Annotated in this window: 16 protein-coding genes and 1 riboswitch; of the genes, 2 read left to right on the top strand and 14 right to left on the bottom strand. The window is 41.6% G+C overall.

Going from position 1 to position 18,678, the window contains the following annotated elements:
- The first annotated feature begins 6 nt into the window (after positions 1 to 6).
- The gene (gene accC, locus F946_RS04895; RefSeq protein WP_004979754.1) at positions 7 to 1,368 is read left to right on the top strand and encodes an acetyl-CoA carboxylase biotin carboxylase subunit; all 1,362 of its coding nucleotides are present in this window, start codon (positions 7 to 9) and stop codon (positions 1,366 to 1,368) included.
- Between the two features lie 63 nt (positions 1,369 to 1,431).
- On the opposite strand, the gene F946_RS04900 is transcribed toward accC, so the two are convergent.
- From F946_RS04900 to F946_RS04925, 6 genes are all read right to left on the bottom strand, one after another.
- The gene (locus F946_RS04900) at positions 1,432 to 1,869 is read right to left on the bottom strand and encodes a hypothetical protein (RefSeq protein ID WP_224216854.1); all 438 of its coding nucleotides are present in this window, start codon (positions 1,867 to 1,869) and stop codon (positions 1,432 to 1,434) included.
- A 241-nt stretch (positions 1,870 to 2,110) separates the two neighbouring features.
- Complete coding sequence (uca, locus tag F946_RS04905) at positions 2,111 to 5,716, bottom strand: urea carboxylase (RefSeq protein ID WP_004979757.1); 3,606 nt, start codon at positions 5,714 to 5,716, stop codon at positions 2,111 to 2,113.
- A gap of 5 nt (positions 5,717 to 5,721) precedes the next feature.
- Complete coding sequence (locus F946_RS04910; protein WP_004979758.1) at positions 5,722 to 6,372, bottom strand: urea amidolyase associated protein UAAP2; 651 nt, start codon at positions 6,370 to 6,372, stop codon at positions 5,722 to 5,724.
- A gap of 17 nt (positions 6,373 to 6,389) precedes the next feature.
- A complete protein-coding gene (locus tag F946_RS04915) occupies positions 6,390 to 7,130 on the bottom strand; it encodes an urea amidolyase associated protein UAAP1 (protein WP_004979759.1) in 741 nt (246 codons plus the stop codon).
- 27 nt (positions 7,131 to 7,157) lie between these two features.
- A riboswitch (guanidine-I (ykkC/yxkD leader) is annotated at positions 7,158 to 7,261 on the bottom strand.
- A 144-nt stretch (positions 7,262 to 7,405) separates the two neighbouring features.
- Positions 7,406 to 8,299 (bottom strand): LysR family transcriptional regulator, encoded by an 894-nt coding sequence (locus tag F946_RS04920; RefSeq protein WP_004979763.1) that lies wholly within the window; start codon positions 8,297 to 8,299, stop codon positions 7,406 to 7,408.
- A gap of 321 nt (positions 8,300 to 8,620) precedes the next feature.
- A complete protein-coding gene (locus F946_RS04925) occupies positions 8,621 to 9,793 on the bottom strand; it encodes a thiolase family protein (RefSeq protein ID WP_004979766.1) in 1,173 nt (390 codons plus the stop codon).
- Positions 9,794 to 10,313: 520 nt separating this feature from the next.
- On the opposite strand from F946_RS04925, the gene F946_RS04930 reads away from it, so the two are divergent.
- A complete protein-coding gene (locus F946_RS04930) occupies positions 10,314 to 10,925 on the top strand; it encodes a TetR/AcrR family transcriptional regulator (protein ID WP_004979767.1) in 612 nt (203 codons plus the stop codon).
- A 61-nt stretch (positions 10,926 to 10,986) separates the two neighbouring features.
- Here F946_RS04930 and cysK read toward each other — a convergent pair whose 3' ends face one another.
- The 8 genes from cysK to rutD form a co-directional block, all read right to left on the bottom strand.
- Entirely contained in the window at positions 10,987 to 11,985 is a 999-nt protein-coding gene (cysK, locus tag F946_RS04935; RefSeq protein WP_004979769.1) for a cysteine synthase A, read from the bottom strand.
- A gap of 160 nt (positions 11,986 to 12,145) precedes the next feature.
- On the bottom strand, positions 12,146 to 12,982 hold the full coding sequence (locus F946_RS04940; RefSeq protein WP_004979771.1) for an NAD(P)-dependent oxidoreductase: 837 nt from the start codon (positions 12,980 to 12,982) through the stop codon (positions 12,146 to 12,148).
- 45 nt (positions 12,983 to 13,027) lie between these two features.
- Positions 13,028 to 14,383 carry a pyrimidine utilization transport protein G gene (gene rutG / locus F946_RS04945; protein ID WP_004979776.1) on the bottom strand — a complete coding sequence of 452 codons (1,356 nt, stop codon included), beginning with the start codon at positions 14,381 to 14,383 and terminating at the stop codon, positions 13,028 to 13,030.
- A gap of 36 nt (positions 14,384 to 14,419) precedes the next feature.
- Positions 14,420 to 14,917: an NADH-dependent FMN reductase RutF gene (gene rutF / locus F946_RS04950; RefSeq protein WP_228128112.1), complete on the bottom strand. Its 498-nt coding sequence runs from the start codon at positions 14,915 to 14,917 to the stop codon at positions 14,420 to 14,422.
- Positions 14,918 to 15,042: 125 nt separating this feature from the next.
- On the bottom strand, positions 15,043 to 15,426 hold the full coding sequence (gene rutC, locus F946_RS04955) for a pyrimidine utilization protein C (protein ID WP_004979782.1): 384 nt from the start codon (positions 15,424 to 15,426) through the stop codon (positions 15,043 to 15,045).
- Between the two features lie 30 nt (positions 15,427 to 15,456).
- Positions 15,457 to 16,206 carry a pyrimidine utilization protein B gene (gene rutB / locus F946_RS04960; RefSeq protein WP_004979785.1) on the bottom strand — a complete coding sequence of 250 codons (750 nt, stop codon included), beginning with the start codon at positions 16,204 to 16,206 and terminating at the stop codon, positions 15,457 to 15,459.
- Positions 16,203 to 17,315, bottom strand: coding sequence for a pyrimidine utilization protein A (gene rutA / locus F946_RS04965; RefSeq protein WP_004979789.1), 1,113 nt, complete (start codon positions 17,313 to 17,315; stop codon positions 16,203 to 16,205). Before rutA ends, rutB begins: the two co-directional genes overlap by 4 nt.
- Before the next feature lie 344 nt (positions 17,316 to 17,659).
- Positions 17,660 to 18,463 carry a pyrimidine utilization protein D gene (gene rutD / locus F946_RS04970; RefSeq protein ID WP_035326813.1) on the bottom strand — a complete coding sequence of 268 codons (804 nt, stop codon included), beginning with the start codon at positions 18,461 to 18,463 and terminating at the stop codon, positions 17,660 to 17,662.
- Between the last annotated feature and the right edge of the window lie 215 nt (positions 18,464 to 18,678).

Here is an 18,678-nt window from a genome sequence, read left to right on the forward strand (position 1 = left end):
CTTATAATGTTGCAAAAAGTTTTAATTGCAAACCGTGGTGAAATTGCCCTTCGCATCACCCGTGCCTGCAAAACTTTAGGGATTAAGACTGTAGGGATCTATTCAGATGCCGACAAAGACTTAATGCACCTACGTTTTGTAGACGAAGCAGTATGTATTGGACCAGGTGCGAGCAGCGAAAGCTACTTGAATATTCCTGCCATTATTACAGCAGCTGAAATTTCAGGTGCAGATGCCATTCACCCAGGTTATGGCTTCTTATCAGAAAATGCTGAATTTGCTGAAATTGTAGAAAACTCAGGTTTCATTTTTATTGGACCACGCCCTGAACACATCCGTTTGATGGGTAACAAAGTTTCTGCGATTACAGCAATGCGTAAAGCAGGTGTTCCAACCGTACCGGGTTCTGCAAATGCGGTTACACCGCAAAATGCGCTGGCTGAAGCTAAAGAAATTGGTTTCCCATTGATCGTGAAAGCTGCTTCTGGTGGTGGTGGTCGTGGTATGCGTATTGTAGAACGTGTCGATACCCTGCTCGAATCCGTTCAAGCTGCACAACGTGATGCTGAAATGTGGTTTGGCGATGACACGGTGTATATGGAGCGTTTCCTACAAAAACCTCGTCACGTTGAAGTTCAAGTTCTTGCTGACGGTAATGGCCACGCGATTCACCTCTATGACCGCGATTGTTCTTTACAGCGTCGCCATCAGAAAGTGTTAGAAGAAGCGCCAGCGCCAAATTTACCTGAACAAGCACGTGCTGACATTTTAGAAGCTTGCGTAAATGCTTGTAAATTAATGCAGTACCGCGGTGCAGGTACATTCGAGTTCTTGTTTGAAGATGGTGAATTCTTCTTTATTGAGATGAATACACGTGTTCAAGTTGAGCACCCTGTAACTGAAATGGTGACAGGTATCGACATTATTGAACAACAGCTCCGCATTGCTGGTGGCTTAGGTCTTGAAATTGAACAAGATCAAGTTGAAGTCAAAGGTCATGCGATTGAATGCCGTATCAATGCTGAAGATCCAACGACCTTCTTACCTTCACCGGGTAAAATTGAGAATTTTTATGTGCCAGGTGGTGCAGGTATTCGTCTTGATTCACATATCTATCAAGGCTATAGCATTCCGCCATACTATGACTCGATGATTGCAAAGCTGATCGCACATGGTAAGGATCGTAAAACATCACTTGCTCGAATGCGCCAAGCGCTTGATGAAATGATTCTGACCGGTATTAAAACCAATATTCCATTGCATAAAGATTTGATTCTTCAAGATGAAAAATTCTGTGAACAAGCGATGGATATTCACTACCTTGAAAAGCATTTATTAAAGCAAATTGAAGGAAATCAAGATAAATAATTGTCTTGATCCTTAAATAAAAAACCGCGATTTATCGCGGTTTTTTATTTATAAAAGAATTCATTAAGGCAGTACACGACGTAGCGTTGCAAAGCATTGTTGTGCTTTATCATTGGCACAAAAATTAATGGTCGATGGACTTTGCCATTTCACAAAATACTGAGACATTTCACCAGTCTGATCTTCTTGAGACCCAGAACAATCCACTTGGTTATTATCAAATTTGACTTGTAAAATCAAAGCAGGTAATTGCACATTTTTGTCGGTTGATGGCTGGTAATCATAAATTCCCGTAGACCATTCTTCCCCACTTTTAATCACAACATCACTATTACTTTTAAAATTATAGTATTCAACGCATTTACGATTATTTGGAATTTCCATTCCCCATAAGCCCACAATTTCAGGGCGTGTCGTTACACGAATATTATTTTGATTTGATGCTTGAGTATCCTCAGGCTGACTTGGCGTATTTGCCATAAGCACTGATGAAGTTAACATGAATAACATGCCGAGTAATGTTTTTTTCATACAAGCCATAATGTTTTTAAGCGTCTCACTAAATTAGCATATTTTGATTCAAAACATCATTTTATAACCATTTCATAACAATCTATTTTTTGTTATGGGTTGCAATCTCGATTTAACAAAACGATTTATTGTCAGCACTAGATAAATTCTCCTTTCAGAATCGAAAAAAGACCGCTTAAGCAGTCTTTTTTGTATTTCTTGGTATTTGAATTTAGGCTACAGGTGCCAGTGTAAACAGCACCTGACCTGTTTTTACCGTTTGCCCTTTTTCAATGGTAATGGCTTCAACCTTCATCCGCTCAGGTGCAATAATGGGAATTTCAATTTTCATGGCTTCAATCACGGCCAAAGTTGCCCCTTCTTCCACAATGTCTCCAGAGGAACATTCAATTTTCCAAATAGAACCCGGCATGTGCGACTCGACTGCACAGCCACCTTCAGGAATTTGAATTTCACTGTCATCTAAAACAGCATCTAGGCTTTCAGAAACATATTCAGCCAAACCAGCCTCATGCCAGCGACGGCGTTCCTCTTCAAAGTTCGCTTGCTGTACCGCTTTAAAACTCGAAATGGATGCTGCATTTTCAATGAGGAAGTCATTATATTCTTTTAAATTTAAAACCCCATCTTCTACACGAAGCTTTAAGCGCCCCGCTTTAAAGTCTTCCCGCATTTGCATCAGTTCTGTTTCAGACACTTCGTAAAATTTAATTTGATCAAAGAAGCGCAGTAGCCATGGCTTATCCTGTTCAAAGTCGGGGTTTTTGCGGTAACGACTCCACATTTGGGTTGTACGTCCAACAAACTGATAACCGCCCGGGCCTTCCATGCCATAGACACACATATACGCGCCACCAATACCGACTGCATTTTCAGGCGTCCATGTACGTGCAGGATTATATTTGGTAGTTACTAAACGATGACGTGGGTCCAGCGGCGTTGCCACAGGTGCACCCAAGTACACATCTCCCAAACCCATCACCAAATAATTGGTGCTGAATACGATATCCTTCACTGCTTGCTTTGAGTCTAGACCATTGATACGACGAATAAACTCAATATTGTCAGGACACCACGGCGCATCTGGACGGACTGTTTGCATATAACGTTCAGTCGCCAACTGAGTTTGTGAGTCCTCCCAAGCCAAAGGCAAATAGACTGTGCGCGAAGGCACTTCCATTGCTGTCACATCAGGCAATTCACTTTCTGCTTGCTGTAAAAGGCATAATAAATGTTTTTGATCTAGCACCAATGAATCAAAATGAATTTGCAGCGAACGAATACCCGGTGTTAAGTCTATAATCCCTTCGATACTTTGGTCTTTAACCCATTGCATTAAAGCATGAATACGGAAGCGTAAATTGAGATCTAAAACCAACTCTCCATATTCAACCAACAGATAACTATTACCTGCGGGACGATAGCTTACATCAGGTCTAGCGTCCTCACCTTTTAATGTCGCTAAAACGGCATCTGATAAGGTCTCTATTTCAGCATGAAAGCTTGGAGAAAATTCTACATTTTCAGTCGTATCTGCGGTTAACGCTGCGCTATATTTTTGATTTAATACTTGTGCTTGATCATAAGAAATTGGGATAAATTTAACTTTATCGCCCGCTTTAAGCTGACCAATTTTCCATAGTTCTGAGCTAACCACCACCGCTGGACAAACGAAACCGCCCAAGCTTGGACCATCGGGTCCTAAAATAATTGGCATATCTCCAGTGAAGTCAATCGCGCCAATGGCATAAGCATTATCATGAATATTCGAAGGGTGCAGCCCTGCTTCACCACCATCGGTACGCGCCCATTCAGGTTTTTCACCGACTAAACGAATGCCTGTACGACTTGAGTTAAAGTGAATTTCAAATTCTTGCTCAAAGAAGCGCTCAATATCTCGTTTGGTGAAAAAGTCAGGCGCTCCATGCGGTCCATACATCACTGCAATGTTCCAAGTCTGACTAAAGCTCGGCACTTGCACTGTACTCAGTGCAACAGTTTCTATCGAGGTATAAGCCGTAATGGGCAACATATCTCCAATGAGTAAATTACGTCCTGCATGACCACCGAACTGACCTAAAGTAAAAGTCGCTTGCGAGCCTAAGTAGGCAGGTACATTGAACCCGCCTTTAATGCCAATATAACTGCGACAACCTGTGGTGATTTTACCTGTTTTCAAAATTTGCCCTTTTTTAACATTAAGGGTCTGCCACATGGCAACGTCGACACCATCCAATGTTGCAAGCATGTCGCCACCCGTAATCACGATTTGGCTGTCACAATGAAATTTTAAAGTTGGACCTTGCAATGTACATTCTAGCCCTGCGGTATTAAATAGATTCCCCAATAGTTGATTGGCTACATTTAAAGATAAAGGATCAATTGCACCCGATGGTGGCACTCCAACATCCCAGTAACCCAAACGACCTGTGACGTCTTGTATTGACGTTTGAATACCGGACTGTAATACCTCAATTTTTTGGGTTTTCCACTCAAAAGTATTTAAGAAACGTGTAGTCTGTGTCCCCGCTGTAAACACTTCACCGGCAATAATATTTTGTAAATACTCAAGATTGGTTTCAATTCCTGCCACTGAGGTTTTTGCCAAAGTATCGCTCATGGCCTGAATTGCACTTTCACGGTTCTCGCGGGTCACAATGATTTTGGCAATCATCGGATCATAAAAGGAAGACACATTTGAACCTGTTTCCACCCATGTTTCATTACGGGCCTGCGGGTCAAACTCGACATAGGTCAGTAAGCCAGCACTGGGTTGAAAGTTCTTAATTGGATCTTCAGCGTATAAACGGACTTGGATCGAATGGCCTTTAGGTGCAAGTGTATCTGTTGGTGCAGTCCAGTCACCGCTACCTAAAGTGACCATCCATTCCACAAGGTCTACACCAAACACTTGTTCAGTCACGCCATGTTCAACTTGTAGACGTGTATTCACCTCTAAGAAATAGAATTGCTGGGTGTCAGTATCCATCACAAATTCAACCGTACCTGCCGAACGGTAATTCACTGACTGCATCAGTTGAACCGCAACACCTTGAATATAAGCACGTTGTTCATTATTTAAATGCGGTGCCGGGGTCTCCTCGATTACTTTCTGGTTACGGCGCTGTACTGAACAGTCCCGCTCTCCCAAAGCCAAAACCAAACCTTGGCCATCACCAAAAATTTGGACTTCAATATGACGCGCATTTTCCACAAACTTTTCTAAATACAAGCCTGCATCTTTAAAGTTAGCTTGTGCCAAATAAGATACCGTTGCATAAGCATCTTTAAGCTCTGCTTCATTCCACACCAAACGCATACCAATACCGCCACCACCTGCGGTACTTTTCAGCATCACGGGATAGCCTATACGATTCGCCTCCACCAGTGCTTCCGCTTCATCTGCTAAAAGTTGGCTACCCGGTAACAATGGCACGTTCGCCTGAATGGCTAGTTCACGCGCAGTATGCTTTAAGCCAAAACTACACATTTGTGCAGAATTTGGCCCTAAAAACACAATGCCCTGTGACTCACACAAATCACAAAACTCCGCATTTTCAGACAGGAAACCATAGCCCGGATGAATAGCTTCAGCACCTGCTTCTTTCGCGACCTGTAAGATTTTTTCAATATTTAAATAACTTTGACTGGCTGGGCTATCACCAATAAATACCGCTTCATCAGCCAAAGTCACATGCAAGGAATCACGATCTGCTTCTGAATACACCACAACAGACTGAATGCCTAAATTCTTTAATGTACGAATTACTCGGCAGGCAATTGCACCACGGTTGGCAATGAGAACTTTTTTAAACATGCTGATTACTCCTTGCCGTTACGTACAATCAGTTGAATTTTGGTCGGGTTATAGGCATTACAGGGGTTGTTCAGTTGTGGGCAGTTAGAAATCAGCACGATGAGATCCATCTCTGCTTGAATTTCAACATATTTACCCGGCGCCGATATTCCATCATCAAACTTGAGATGCCCATCACTACTCACGGGTACATTCATAAAGAAGTTAATATTCGGCCCAATATGACGGACATTTAGTCCATGCTTTTTTGCGATAGGGTGCAAAGCTAAAGCTGTCATAAAGTTATTACGGCAACTGTGCATCGGAAATGTGTCGTGTGCATAACGTACGGTGTTACTTTCACATGAACAAGCACCGCCTAAGGTGTCATGGCGACCACAGTTATCATCATGGATCGTGGCGATTTTGTTGCCATAGTTGGTATATAGAGCTGTGCCTTTTTCTAAATAAATCTGCTGATTAATGGCTAGAGTATCGGTTGCGCTGTAACGTTCTTCAGGATTGCTCGCAGAAATCAATAAAGTATCGACTGCTTGGTTGCCTTCGAGGTCAATAATGCGGAAATACTGCCCTTTCTGGACTTCACACATCCATGCCTCACCCGCTGGACAGACTTCATTTAAAATGGTTTGATTAAATGCTTGTAAACTGGTCATGCGTATTCTCCTCGGGCTTAAGCAGCATCAAATGCGTAATAACGTGCGTTGTTTTGAAAACCGCGTTGGTTTTGTGGGCATGAATCACGACAGACATCGTGTACTGCTAAAGCGGAGGCTTTGAATAAGCGCATTTGAATATCGGCAGGTTGATACTTTGTTGCTTGACTCAAACCATGTGGCGCAGCAGATAAGAACACCAGACAGTCCATCTCAAAACGCAGTTCAATAGTTTGATGGGTATTGTCTACATCGATATAAGATAAGTTGCCTGCATCATCAGGGCGAACTTTAGAGAATAGGTTGACCGTAGCTGACAGGTCGGCTTGACCTAATGAGAACTTGGTCATTTCAAGTAACAGGCTGTCGCGTCCACTTCGAAACATCTCATTTCGTGTATCTTGGAAAGTTTGAGTGCCAAATTGTTTTTGGATCTGTTCTGTGCGACTTGGACCACACAGGGCATCATTCCAACCATGATCATCGTGAACAATTGAGGCCATAACCCGACCTAAGTCCGAATACAACACATGTCCTGTACTTAAAAATGCCGTATGCTGTGCCTTTAAGCTATCGGGCATATTAAAGCGTTCAACCTTGTCTTCGCTGTTGACACAGAAAAGTGAAACGTTGGCTTGTGCCCCCAAGGCTTTAAACTGTAAAACAGTGCCGCGTTGAATACGCCCAGACCAGTGATGCCCACCCGGTAAAAGTTCAGTCCATAGTGCGTTATCGTCGTGATAAGTTATTGTGCTCATGCGCCTCTGCCTAAATCGTAACTGTTTACCTCCCGGGCTTTTATCCCTCCGTGTAGCTCTTTCGAACCGTGAACTCTCGGTCGCTGACATACATAAAATAGATATGTATCGGAACCCTAGATCACTCTTTCAGATTAGACGATGCAAAGGCTGTGCCAATTTAGTATTACGATTTTTAAACTTCGTAATACTATTTATGAGCAATAAATGGGCACTTTAGATTTCAAGCACGCATATTTTTGCTATGCGCACTAAAAAGCATCAAACTTTAAGAATTACTTCATTAAAATTTCATGGAACATGTGACGCAGCCACTGATGACTGGTTTTGTGATGACAAGACATATGCCAATACTGCTTCACCCCATAACTTGGGAAGGCAATTGGTGCATTAAAGATTTTTAAATTGCCACGTGAAAGCAGCACTTCACTCAAATAATACGGAACTGTCGCAATCGCATCGGTTTCTTGTACCACCAAGCCGACGCCCAAATAGCTCGGTAAACGCATTAAAATGTCACGTTTTAGTTCTAAATTAAGCAGTTCGTTTTCAATATGGTAATGCCCCATGCCCGCATCAATATCGATATGTGACTCAGCCAAGTACTGCGCTGTGCTGATACTGTCACCTGTCAAACGCGGATGATCTTTGGCGGCAATCACCACATAATACTGTTCGAACAGTTGCTGTTGATAAAAGCCATTTTCCAATTGTGGTAAAAAACCCAGCGCCAAATCAATCTCACCATTTGCCATCTGATAACTGGTTTCAGAGGTGATTGGACGAATATTCAGACGAATATGCGGCGCATGTTTCTTTAAGTATTGCGAAATTTTCGGCAACAGCACCAAATGCGAAACATCGGTCATGGCCAAAGAAAACTGTTGCTGTGAAGTGGCTTGGTCGAAATCAATTGTAAAGTTATTGATGATTTCAACCTTGTTTAAAGCCTCACTGACCAATGGAAATAACTGTTTCGACAGTTCAGTTGGTACCATTTCATTGCCAATCCGCAAAAATAGCGGATCATTATAATGTTGGCGAATTTTATTCAGAATGTTACTCACCGTCGGTTGACTCATTTCTAAATGATCAGCCGCCAGTGACACACTTTTAAACTTATAAACGTAAAAAAAGATACTGAGTAATTTACAGTCCAGTTCAAACACGAAAAAAATGTTCCTTATATGTATGGTGATGGTAGACGATCCATCATCTACTCATTATAGCGATGATCCAATGCTCAAAACTTACTTTTATAAACCTCTAGGTCTAATATCAGACGTTTCAGCAATCAAAGCACATTAATTAGACCTTTAGCTGTACTGAACAATCGATGCTTTCCCTGAAAAGTTATGTCGCATGATCTTGATGTATTTTACACAACAAAAAAGGCCCGAATCAATCGAACCTTTGATGAAATCAACCATGCCGAATTATAGCTATTTAAATCATTTTCTTCACAGGCATAGCTAAGAATATTTACAGTTTTAGTCCAGCAGCTCGACGGCAATAGCAGTCGCCTCACCACCACCAATACATAAAGCAGCTACACCCTTTTTCCCACCAGTACGTTTCAAGGCATGCAGTAAAGTCACGATAATACGTGAACCAGATGAACCCAATGGATGACCAAGTGCACAAGCGCCACCATTCACATTGACTTTTGCAGGGTCTAAATGAAAACCATCAATTGCAAGCATTGTGACCATCGCAAACGCTTCATTAACTTCCCACAGATCCACATCACTCGCAGACCAGCCTGCTTTAGCTAAAACTTTCTCAATGGCACCTACAGGGGCAATGGTGAACTCAGATGGATGCTGGGAATTACTTGCATAAGCCACAACTTTTGCCAATGGCTTAAGACCACGTGCGTCAGCAACTTCGGATGAAGTTACAACCAATGCCGAAGCACCATCCGAAATAGAACTCGAATTTGCCGCGGTAATCGTGCCATCTTTTTTAAATGCCGGACGTAAAGTTGGAATTTTATCCACTTTGGCATTGAGCGGTTGTTCATCCTGATCAACCACAACATCGCCTTTACGGCTACTCACCGTCACAGGCACGATTTCATCTTTAAAAAAACCACCTTGAATCGCAGCAACGGCTTTATTTAAAGAGCCAATGGCATACTGATCCTGCTGCTCACGGGTATAGCCTTTTTTATCTGCCATTTCTTGAGCAAGTACACCCATCGACAGACCTGTTTCCGCATCCTCTAAACCTTCTTGGAACATGTGATCGGTTGTTTTACCATGCCCTATACGGTAACCCGCGCGTGCTTTTTCAAGTAAGTACGGCGCATTTGACATCGACTCCATACCACCTGCCACTACAATCTCAGCTGAACCCGCTTTAATCGCATCAGCCGCTTGCATGACGGCTTTCATACCAGAGCCACAAATTTTATTGATGGTTGTTGCACCCGTTGAGTCAGGTAGACCTGCCATACGCATTGCTTGACGTGCAGGGCCTTGTTTTAAACCTGCTGGAAGTACACAACCAAAGATCACTTCATCCACATCGGTCGGCTGTAAGCCAGAACGGTTTAACACTTCTTTAATTGTCACCGCACCAAGTTCAGGTGCGGTACAGCTCGCCAGTGAACCTTGAAAACCACCCATCGCTGTACGTACACCGTCTACAATAACAATCATTTTCTATCTCATCCTTTTTTGCGGTTTATTTGCTTTAAGCCAAATAAGTGACTTAAAAACATTCCCTATCTATTTTTTCATATTACAAAGGGGTTAATCGTTTCAGATCTTATTTTAATGTTTTTCATAGTGCTACCGTCTCAAAGCGAGTCATCTATAAAGACATTAAAACAAACACACGTGAATAAGACATCGATCCATACGATAGATGATCCATTTATCAACCCACACTGCATTCGAGGCTTTAGCACTAAAGGTTCTCGTCTCTAAGAACACAGTGGCTATACTGACAATAGTGTAAAAATCACGAAAAAGGAATGCAATGGACCAAATTTGATCTCTAGAGATCAAATTTATTGACAACGAAATTCGAAAATGTTCCTGAATTTATTTCTATTGTTGAACAAGTGGATATTTTTAAAACGATTGTAGTAATATCCAAGACCTTAGTTGAATTTTCATTTTCAACCAAGTTCAATAGCCTCTCTATAGTTCTCATGGAATACACTGGAATAAGCCAATGACTTCAGTACGCCAACAAAATTTTCTATTACGCAAAGAGAAAATTTTAGCCATGGCTGAGACTTTATTATTAGACAATAATCAAGACATCACCTTAAGCGAATTAGCAACGGAACTCGATATTGCGAAGGGTACGATCTACAAGCATTTCAAAAGTAAAAATCAACTTTATTTAGAGCTGATTATCTTGAATGAAACTCGCCTGCTAGAAATTTCTCAAAAGCATAACAATGATATTAAAACGTATGTTTCCGAATACATGCTTTATAATATGTTGAACTCGAACCGTACGATTTTACTGCACGTTATTGAAGAACGTTTAACCAATAACGAACGTAAACTCAAAGAACTTTTTGAGAAGCTCTATCAAATACGTGAGCAACGTATTATCGAAATTAAAGACATGACTTCTGACTACTTAAAGTCTTTAGACAGCGCAATGTCCATTCGTGACTATTTATCTTATGTATGGACAGTGACCTACGGTGCGTCATTGTTACTCAATTCAACGCATTATCAAAAATCAATCGGTTCTCGTGAGCGTCTGATTAAACTGTACGTCAACCAAGCCCTCATGACACCTGATAAAATTTCACACGCAGACCTTTAAGCTTCTAAACGGTATAAAAAAAGCTAAACATTTTATGTTTAGCTTTTTTTCATATATTTAATTAGTCTGCGGAAATATCTTCAAACAAGACTGAAGATAAATAACGTTCACCACCATCAGGTAAAATCACTACAATGGTTTTACCTGCATTTTCAGGGCGTGCAGCAAGTTCAGCTGCTGCTGCCATCGCGGCACCACTTGAAATACCCACCAAAATACCTTCTTGGCTTGCTGTTTTACGCGCCCAATCAATTGCTGTAGCAGCATCAATTGGCATCACTTCATCGACCAAGTCGAGGTCTAAGTTTTTAGGAATAAAGTTAGCGCCAATGCCCTGAATTTTATGTGGTCCAGGCGTCAAAGCTTCGCCACGTTTGGTTTGACCAATAATCGGCGATTCAGCAGGTTCTACCGCAACTGAATACAGGGCTTGTTTTTTTACTTTTTCAAAATAACTTGAAATCCCTGAAATCGTACCGCCCGTCCCAACACCTGCAACTAAAATATCAACTTTACCACCTGTTGCGTCCCAAATTTCTGGGCCAGTGGTTGCTTCATGAATAGCTGGGTTTGCTGGGTTTTCAAACTGTTGTGGCAAAAAATAAGTGTCTGGATTTTCATCCAACAAACGCTGTGCTTCTTCTACCGCACCGCGCATCCCTTTTGCAGGGTCGGTGAGAACCAAGTTCGCGCCCAAAGCTTTCATCACTTTACGACGTTCGATACTCATGCTTGATGGCATAGTCAGGGTTAACGCATAACCTTTTGCAGCAGCAACAAATGCCAAAGCAATGCCTGTATTGCCACTGGTTGGTTCGACAATGTGCATTCCCGCTTTCAGCACACCGCGTGCTTCCCCATCCGCAATCAGCGCAGCCCCAATACGACATTTTACTGAAAATGCAGGGTTACGGCTTTCAACTTTGGCTAAAACGGTGGCTGGACTTTGTATAATTCGGTTAATACGAACCAATGGTGTGTTACCAATCGCTTCTGCATTATTACTATAAACCGCTATCCCTAAATTATTAGGCGTTGGAAAAGCTGAGTCAGTACTCATACCAATGTTTCCTATGTTGTTTTTAATGATCCACTCATTATCATACCCTGATTTTTAAATGCAAACTGACATTTGGTCGGGCTTATGTTTTTATTTGATAAATAAATCACTTAAACAGAAAAGCATGAGTTTTCCCATGCTTTTCTACCACGCGACCAGCTTAAACGAGCCTTACACTATTCCACTTTTCTAACTGTGTAACGGCCGCGCTAAAATCTACTTGTGCAGCCTGTTCTCGATCTATTTTTAAGAACAGTTCTTGTGTCACTTGAAAAACAGGTGTTTTCATCTGTCCTTCTTCGGCCAGATCCATCGCAATACCAATGTCTTTTTGCAACAGGTTTAAAGCAAATGTTTTTTGAAAAGTGCGGCTCAAAACTTTTTGCGCCATCACCGTTTCAGACATGGTACTGTTACCACTGGACTGATTAATACAACTCAATGCGCCAGCTAAGTCAACGCCTTGATGCTTCAAAATAGACATGCCTTCAGACAGTGCCCATAAATGCGTTGCCATGAGCGTATTGTTCACCGCCTTAACCGCAAAGCCTGCACCACTTTCCCCAACGTATTCAATCAGCCCTGCAAATGCCTGAATAATAGGTTTTGCCCTTTCAAATCCAGCGATATTACCACCCACCATAACCGTCAAAGTACCGCGTTCAGCACCAATGGTTTGACCCGAAACAGGTGCATCTAAGTAAGTTACACCACGTGCTGCCAAATCAGTGGAAATTCGCTGCGCAGACTCAGGCACTCCACTGGTACAATCCACCCATAAACTTCCAAATTTGGGTGGATGTAACGCAATTAACACTTCAACATCTGCACTGGTCGGTAAGCATGAAAATATCACATCGGCTTGCATCGCTTGTTGAAGTTCAACCTGCAAAGTACCAAAAGTTTCCGCATGTGCAGACGCTTTTTCCGCTGTGCGATTCCACACCCAAACAGGATGACCCAGTTTTGGCAAATGGGAGGCCATGTGCCAACCCATTGCCCCAAGTCCTATAAATGCAATATTCAGACTCAAAACGTACTCCTAACTGTGAGCAATAGTGCTATTGATTTGATCGTCCGACTTTTCTACGACTTGCTCTTTTTCACTGCCTCGGTTCAAGAAAAGATTAAGCAGAATGGCTGCTAGTGTGGCAGTGCCAATACCACCAAGGTCAAAACTTCCTATTTGTAAGCTGTAATTACCAGTTCCCATAATCAGACACACGGCCCCAATCATTAAAGTACTGTTCTTAGTGAAATCAATTTTGTTATCGACCCAAATTTTTGCGCCAGCAACGGTAATCAAACCAAAAACCACAATGGATGCACCACCCAAAAGTGCAACGGGAATTGTACTAATCACTGCGCCAAACTTAGGCGAAAGCCCCAGTAAAATCGCAAATACACCTGCAAAAACAAAGATTGTGGTTGAATAAACTTTAGTAACTGCCATCACCCCAATGTTTTCAGCATAGGTGGTCATCCCTGTGCCACCAACTGAAGCAGACAGTGTGGTACATACCCCATCTGCAAAGAAACCGCGTCCCATATAAGGAGACAAATTTTTCCCAGTCATCGCCGACACAGCTTTGAAATGTCCTAAGTTTTCAGCCACCAAAATAATCGCAACGGGTGCAATCAACATCATGGCGTTTATATCAAAGGTTGGGCTGTGGAAAGTTGGTAAACCAAACCATGCTGCTTGACCGACTTTTGCAAAGTCAATTGCAGTGCCAAAACCCATGACATTAGTGAGTAAAAAATAAATAAAATACGATGCAACTAAGCCTAAAAGTAGCAGTAAACGGCGCACCATACCTTTGGTAAATACAGCAATGACACTGATACAAATAATCGTGATTAATGCCATCCAAGAGTCAAACTGATTGGCTGACACACTTTTGATCGCAACTGGTGCAAGGTGTAGACCAATAATCATCACGATGGCACCTGTCACAATAGGTGGCATCAACTTTTCAATCCATGCCGTACCAGTACGTATCACAACTAAACCGATTAACGCGTACAGCACCCCACATGCAATGGTTCCACCCAGTGCTAAAGAAAGATTTGGGTTTGCTCCAACACCTGTATAACCCGTAACTGCAACCACTGCTCCAATGAAGGCAAAGCTGGACCCCAAATAACTTGGCATACGTCCACCGGTCATGAGGAAGAAGAGTATCGTACCAATGCCTGTAATGAAGATCGTTAGATTCGGATCAAAGCCCATCAACAATGGGGCGAGTACGGTTGCGCCGAACATGGCAAAAGCATGTTGCAACCCCAAAATAATGCTTTTTCCTGCGGGTAAGTATTCATCTGTTTGCACAGGCGTTGTATCTAAATCACCTTGATAAGGCTTAAATTTTGGAAACCACGATTCTTTTGTTTGCATGGGTTTCCCCTCCTTGTAAAAGTAGGATTTTTTGAATTAGCACATTGGTAATGGCTCACAATAACCACGGTTAAAATACATCAGCGCATTTAGTCCATAACTTTGCTTCATGGCTTTGACTTGACAAAACAACACATCGTGACTGCCTACAGACATAGTTTGTACCACTTCACAATCAAAGCTCACCAAGGCATCCTCCAATACAGGTGCATTGGTCAAAAGTGTGGACCATGTGCCCTGAGCAAAACGTTCAGGCATTGGAGTTTTCCCCCCAAACAAATTAGATAAATGTTGTTGCTGACTCGACAACGTGTTTACACATAACACTTGATTGCTTTTAAATGTCTCAAACACAGAGGCTGAACGGTTTAAACACACCAACAACGTTGGCGGTGTATCGGTCACACTGCATACTGCCGATGCAGTAAAGCCTGCCTGACCCGCCCCCCCATCTGTTGTAATCACATTGACAGCAGCTCCTAGATTCGCCATACCTTGACGAAATGTGTGTTGATCCAACATTGCCTCACCCATTGCCTCTGGTGCTTTATGATTCAGCAAGGTTTCAACTTGATCTTGATTCATCAGTTTTGCATTCATCGTATTCTCCATGCCCTAAAAAAATCGTATATCAGAGCATTAAAATTTGATTATTCCACTTAAGCCACATGTGCAACCGAAGCGATTTCAACCAAAGCCTCTGGCTTGACCAGTCCAGTCTGTACGCAATAGCGTGCAGGTTTATCGTTTGGAAAATACTCGGCATATACAGCATTAATCGCGCCATAATCGGCCCAATCTTTCACAAAAACATGATTAAAAGTGACGTCATCCATTGTGCCACCTGCGGTTGCAAGGACTCGTTTAATGGTTTCTAAAATATGTCGAGTCTGTGCTGCTGCATCACCAACGTGAACAACGTTGTTGTGTTCATCAAAGGCCAAGGTGCCTGATACATAAACGATATTGTCAGCCTTAGTTGCAGGTACAAATGGTGCAAGTGGTTTCGCTGTGCCTTCAGGCACAATAATTTCTTTAGGCATGAGGTTTCCTCTATCTTTCGTATGTATGACTTATGCTGTTTTTGCCAGTGTTTGACTGCTTGAAGTTTGAAAGGTATTCACAAAACTTTGTGTATCAGACACCCAACCAAAAAAGGTTTTGATGTTATAGAGACTTGCTTCTTGCACCTCGATAGGCCCAGCTTGATAGCACGCATCCTTAAGAGCGACCCCAAAATACTCCAAGAAAAAACCATCCCTTAAAGTCGACTCGACACAGACATTGGTCGCAATACCGACAAAAACTAAATTTCGGATTCCTCGCACCCGCAACATACTGTCCAACGCAGTATTAAAGAATCCACTATAGCGAGGCTTTTCTATGACTAAATCTTGTGGCTCAGGCTTGAGTGCATCAATCAACTCAAAATCCCAACCACCTTTTGCCAGTAGTTTTCCCTGCAGCTCTGGATTTTTGCGCATGGTTTTTAAAGCATTCGACTTATGGAAGTTTGGTGAATCACTCCCTCCTGCTTCACGGTACTGGTCATCCCAACCATTTTTAAAGTAAATCACCTGAATGCCAGCTGCATGTGCAGCAGTAATGGTTTTTTGAATGTTTTCAACCACAGGTTTGGTTTTAGATACATCAAACCCGGCCAAGTCCAAATAGCCTCCTACTGAGGTATAGGCATTTTGCATATCAATCACAATCAATGCCGTGTGCTCAGGTGCTAAAGCAATATGTTCAGGTTCTGCTTTTAATGTTTTTGCTTGCAGACTTTGTTTAGTAAATTCTGTACAGACTATAGAGTCATTCATGCGCTTTTCTCCAAAACAACGCGTGGTGCATCCGCTTCAACCACGATATGTTCACGGCATTTCATCAAAGGTTGTATACGCTGACCAAAGTCTTCGACCCCTTGTACAAAATCATCAAAGGTAAGCAAAATACCTTCAGTCCCCTGAATTTCACCAATTTCATCCAACATTTGTGCAACATGTTCAAAAGAACCGACTAAAGTCCCCATATTGATATTCACAGGCGAAACCGAAGATGCCATTTGGCGAATATTAGTATCTGTTCCAGATTTGGTATCTTTACCCCCTTGGTTCATTAGCCAATTAATCGCCTCCATATCCGCACCAGCATTATATGTTTGCCATTTCGCATGCGCCTCTTCATCAGTTTCTGCAGCAATCACCATAAACAACACATAAGTTTGTACATCACGCCCTGTTTTATCGGTTTGCTGTTTTAAGCGCTCATTGATTTCTGCATAAGCTGTCGGTGTATTCAGCCCTTTACCGAAAACAAAGTTGTAATCGGCATATTTGGCAGAAAACTCAAGCCCTGTATCAGACTGGCCCGCACAAATAATTTTCATATCTGCTTGTGGACGTGGGCTCACACGGCAGTCCTGCATAGTAAAATGCTCTCCTTTAAAATCTGAACGACCTGTCGCCCAGAGTTCACGCAAAATTTCCACATATTCAGAAAGATATTCATAGCGCTGTGCAAAATACTCATCTCCTGGCCACATCCCCATTTGCGTATATTCGGGTGCTTGCCAGCCTGTCACGACATTTAAACCAAAACGACCATTTGAAATGGAATCAATCGTTGATGCCATACGTGCCACAATTGCAGGCGGCATCACCAACGTCGCTGCTGTTGCATAGATTTGGATTTTACTGGTCACCGCAGCGAGCCCAGCCATCAAGGTAAATGTTTCTAGGTTATGATCCCAAAACTCTGTTTTCCCGCCAAAGCCACGCAGTTTGATCATCGACAAAGCAAAGTCAAAACCATAATACTCAGCACGTTGAACAATTTTTTTATTTAGTTCAAATGAAGGCATGTACTGTGGCGCGGTTTCAGAAAGCAGCCAGCCATTATTTCCAATCGGGCAAAATACACCTATTTTCATCTCGTTCATCCTCTACACTTATTTCATTATTTGCAGAACATCAAAGGCTAAATACAGCAAGACTTTTAACCTTTAGTTTGATAAAAATATATTTGCACAAGCCATGCCAACTATTATTTATTATTATTTTTCAATATATTAAATAATTTTACTTAATTTTATTTTTTACCAAAAAGTAAAATTATTTATTATTTTATGCACTATCTCTGTGAGGCGTGATCAATGATTGTGCGGTAAATGATCCAAACTAGAGTTTTTATATTTTTAGCCTAAATAAAAAAGGTGTATAGATTTTAAAACCTATACACCTTCACTTTATAAAGCCAAATTAAACAATCGATAATCTAAACTGAACTTTCCTGTACGGTTAAAAAGCCCAACATTTCCTTATTCATCAGTACTGTTTCGGTTACAGTCGCTGCATGAGCGCCCTGCTTTAAAAGAGTCAACTGTGCATGCGGAAACAACTGTTTTAGGTTTTGTGAGCGTTGGTAAGGCACAAGGAAATCATCTTGGTTTGCAATCAAATGCATCGGTATATTCTGCAAAGCGGCTCGTATCTCCTCGCTCAGTTGAAAGTTCATTAAAGCACTCAGCCGTCGCAATACATTTTCATGCGGTGGAAAGTTTTGAATTTGAAACTGTTCTTGCTTTTGAATACTTTCTATATTTGCTGAAATCCAAGCTGGCGGATATAAAAACAAGGCCTGTGCTTTGACATAAGCCTCAGTGCCTGCACATGTTAAAAGATTAATTCGGGTTTCAAAGCATTTATAGGTATGCGCATCTAACGTGTCCCAACCATTTAAAATCGAGATTGATAACATCTGATACTCGGTCGATTGGCATAAGGATGCCAACTCCGCACCAATAAAACCACCTAGTGCATGACCGATAAAATGAAAGCGTTGAATATGTTGTTGCTTTAAAATCAGCAAAAGCTGCTGCCCCAAATCGCGTATGCAATAATCTGGTTTTAATAATGTACTGTCGCCATGGCAACCTTCTTGATCGTAAGTTAGGACATGAAATTTGGTTTGTATGTCTTGAATTTGTGGCTGCCAAAACTGCGCATGTCCACCTAAACCTGATGACAAAACCACATATTCAGCATCTTCTATATGGGATGGAAAAATTTGTACATTCATCTCAAAGTTTACTTTTTGGTCAAAAATATTATCAAGCAATAATTATGCCTTTTAATAAATGTTTGTATTTTTTAAATTTATAATGATATTTTTAAAAAACTCTGTAATTATGATTTTAATGCTCTCTATATGATAAAATATTCAAAGCTTATTATAAATAATCATAAAGAATGAGTTTTTGATTTAAAAAATCGGCTTAAATTATATAAATATCG

This window comes from Acinetobacter johnsonii ANC 3681 (assembly GCF_000368805.1).
GTDB lineage: Bacteria > Pseudomonadota > Gammaproteobacteria > Pseudomonadales > Moraxellaceae > Acinetobacter > Acinetobacter johnsonii.

Bases quoted from the DNA above. Each gene is read 5' to 3' on its own strand.
- F946_RS04925 (WP_004979766.1), bottom strand. From the start codon at position 9,793: ATGATTGTTATTGTAGACGGTGTACGTACAGCGATGGGTGGTTTTCAA.
- accC (WP_004979754.1), top strand. From the start codon at position 7: ATGTTGCAAAAAGTTTTAATTGCAAACCGTGGTGAAATTGCCCTTCGC.
- F946_RS04930 (WP_004979767.1), top strand. From the start codon at position 10,314: ATGACTTCAGTACGCCAACAAAATTTTCTATTACGCAAAGAGAAAATT.
- rutF (WP_228128112.1), bottom strand. From the start codon at position 14,917: ATGGGTGAGGCAATGTTGGATCAACACACATTTCGTCAAGGTATGGCG.
- uca (WP_004979757.1), bottom strand. From the start codon at position 5,716: ATGTTTAAAAAAGTTCTCATTGCCAACCGTGGTGCAATTGCCTGCCGA.
- F946_RS04915 (WP_004979759.1), bottom strand. From the start codon at position 7,130: ATGAGCACAATAACTTATCACGACGATAACGCACTATGGACTGAACTT.
- F946_RS04900 (WP_224216854.1), bottom strand. From the start codon at position 1,869: ATGTTAACTTCATCAGTGCTTATGGCAAATACGCCAAGTCAGCCTGAG.
- rutB (WP_004979785.1), bottom strand. From the start codon at position 16,206: ATGAATGACTCTATAGTCTGTACAGAATTTACTAAACAAAGTCTGCAA.
- F946_RS04940 (WP_004979771.1), bottom strand. From the start codon at position 12,982: ATGGGTTGGCACATGGCCTCCCATTTGCCAAAACTGGGTCATCCTGTT.
- F946_RS04910 (WP_004979758.1), bottom strand. From the start codon at position 6,372: ATGACCAGTTTACAAGCATTTAATCAAACCATTTTAAATGAAGTCTGT.
- cysK (WP_004979769.1), bottom strand. From the start codon at position 11,985: ATGAGTACTGACTCAGCTTTTCCAACGCCTAATAATTTAGGGATAGCG.
- rutG (WP_004979776.1), bottom strand. From the start codon at position 14,383: ATGCAAACAAAAGAATCGTGGTTTCCAAAATTTAAGCCTTATCAAGGT.
- rutA (WP_004979789.1), bottom strand. From the start codon at position 17,315: ATGAAAATAGGTGTATTTTGCCCGATTGGAAATAATGGCTGGCTGCTT.
- rutD (WP_035326813.1), bottom strand. From the start codon at position 18,463: ATGAATGTACAAATTTTTCCATCCCATATAGAAGATGCTGAATATGTG.
- rutC (WP_004979782.1), bottom strand. From the start codon at position 15,426: ATGCCTAAAGAAATTATTGTGCCTGAAGGCACAGCGAAACCACTTGCA.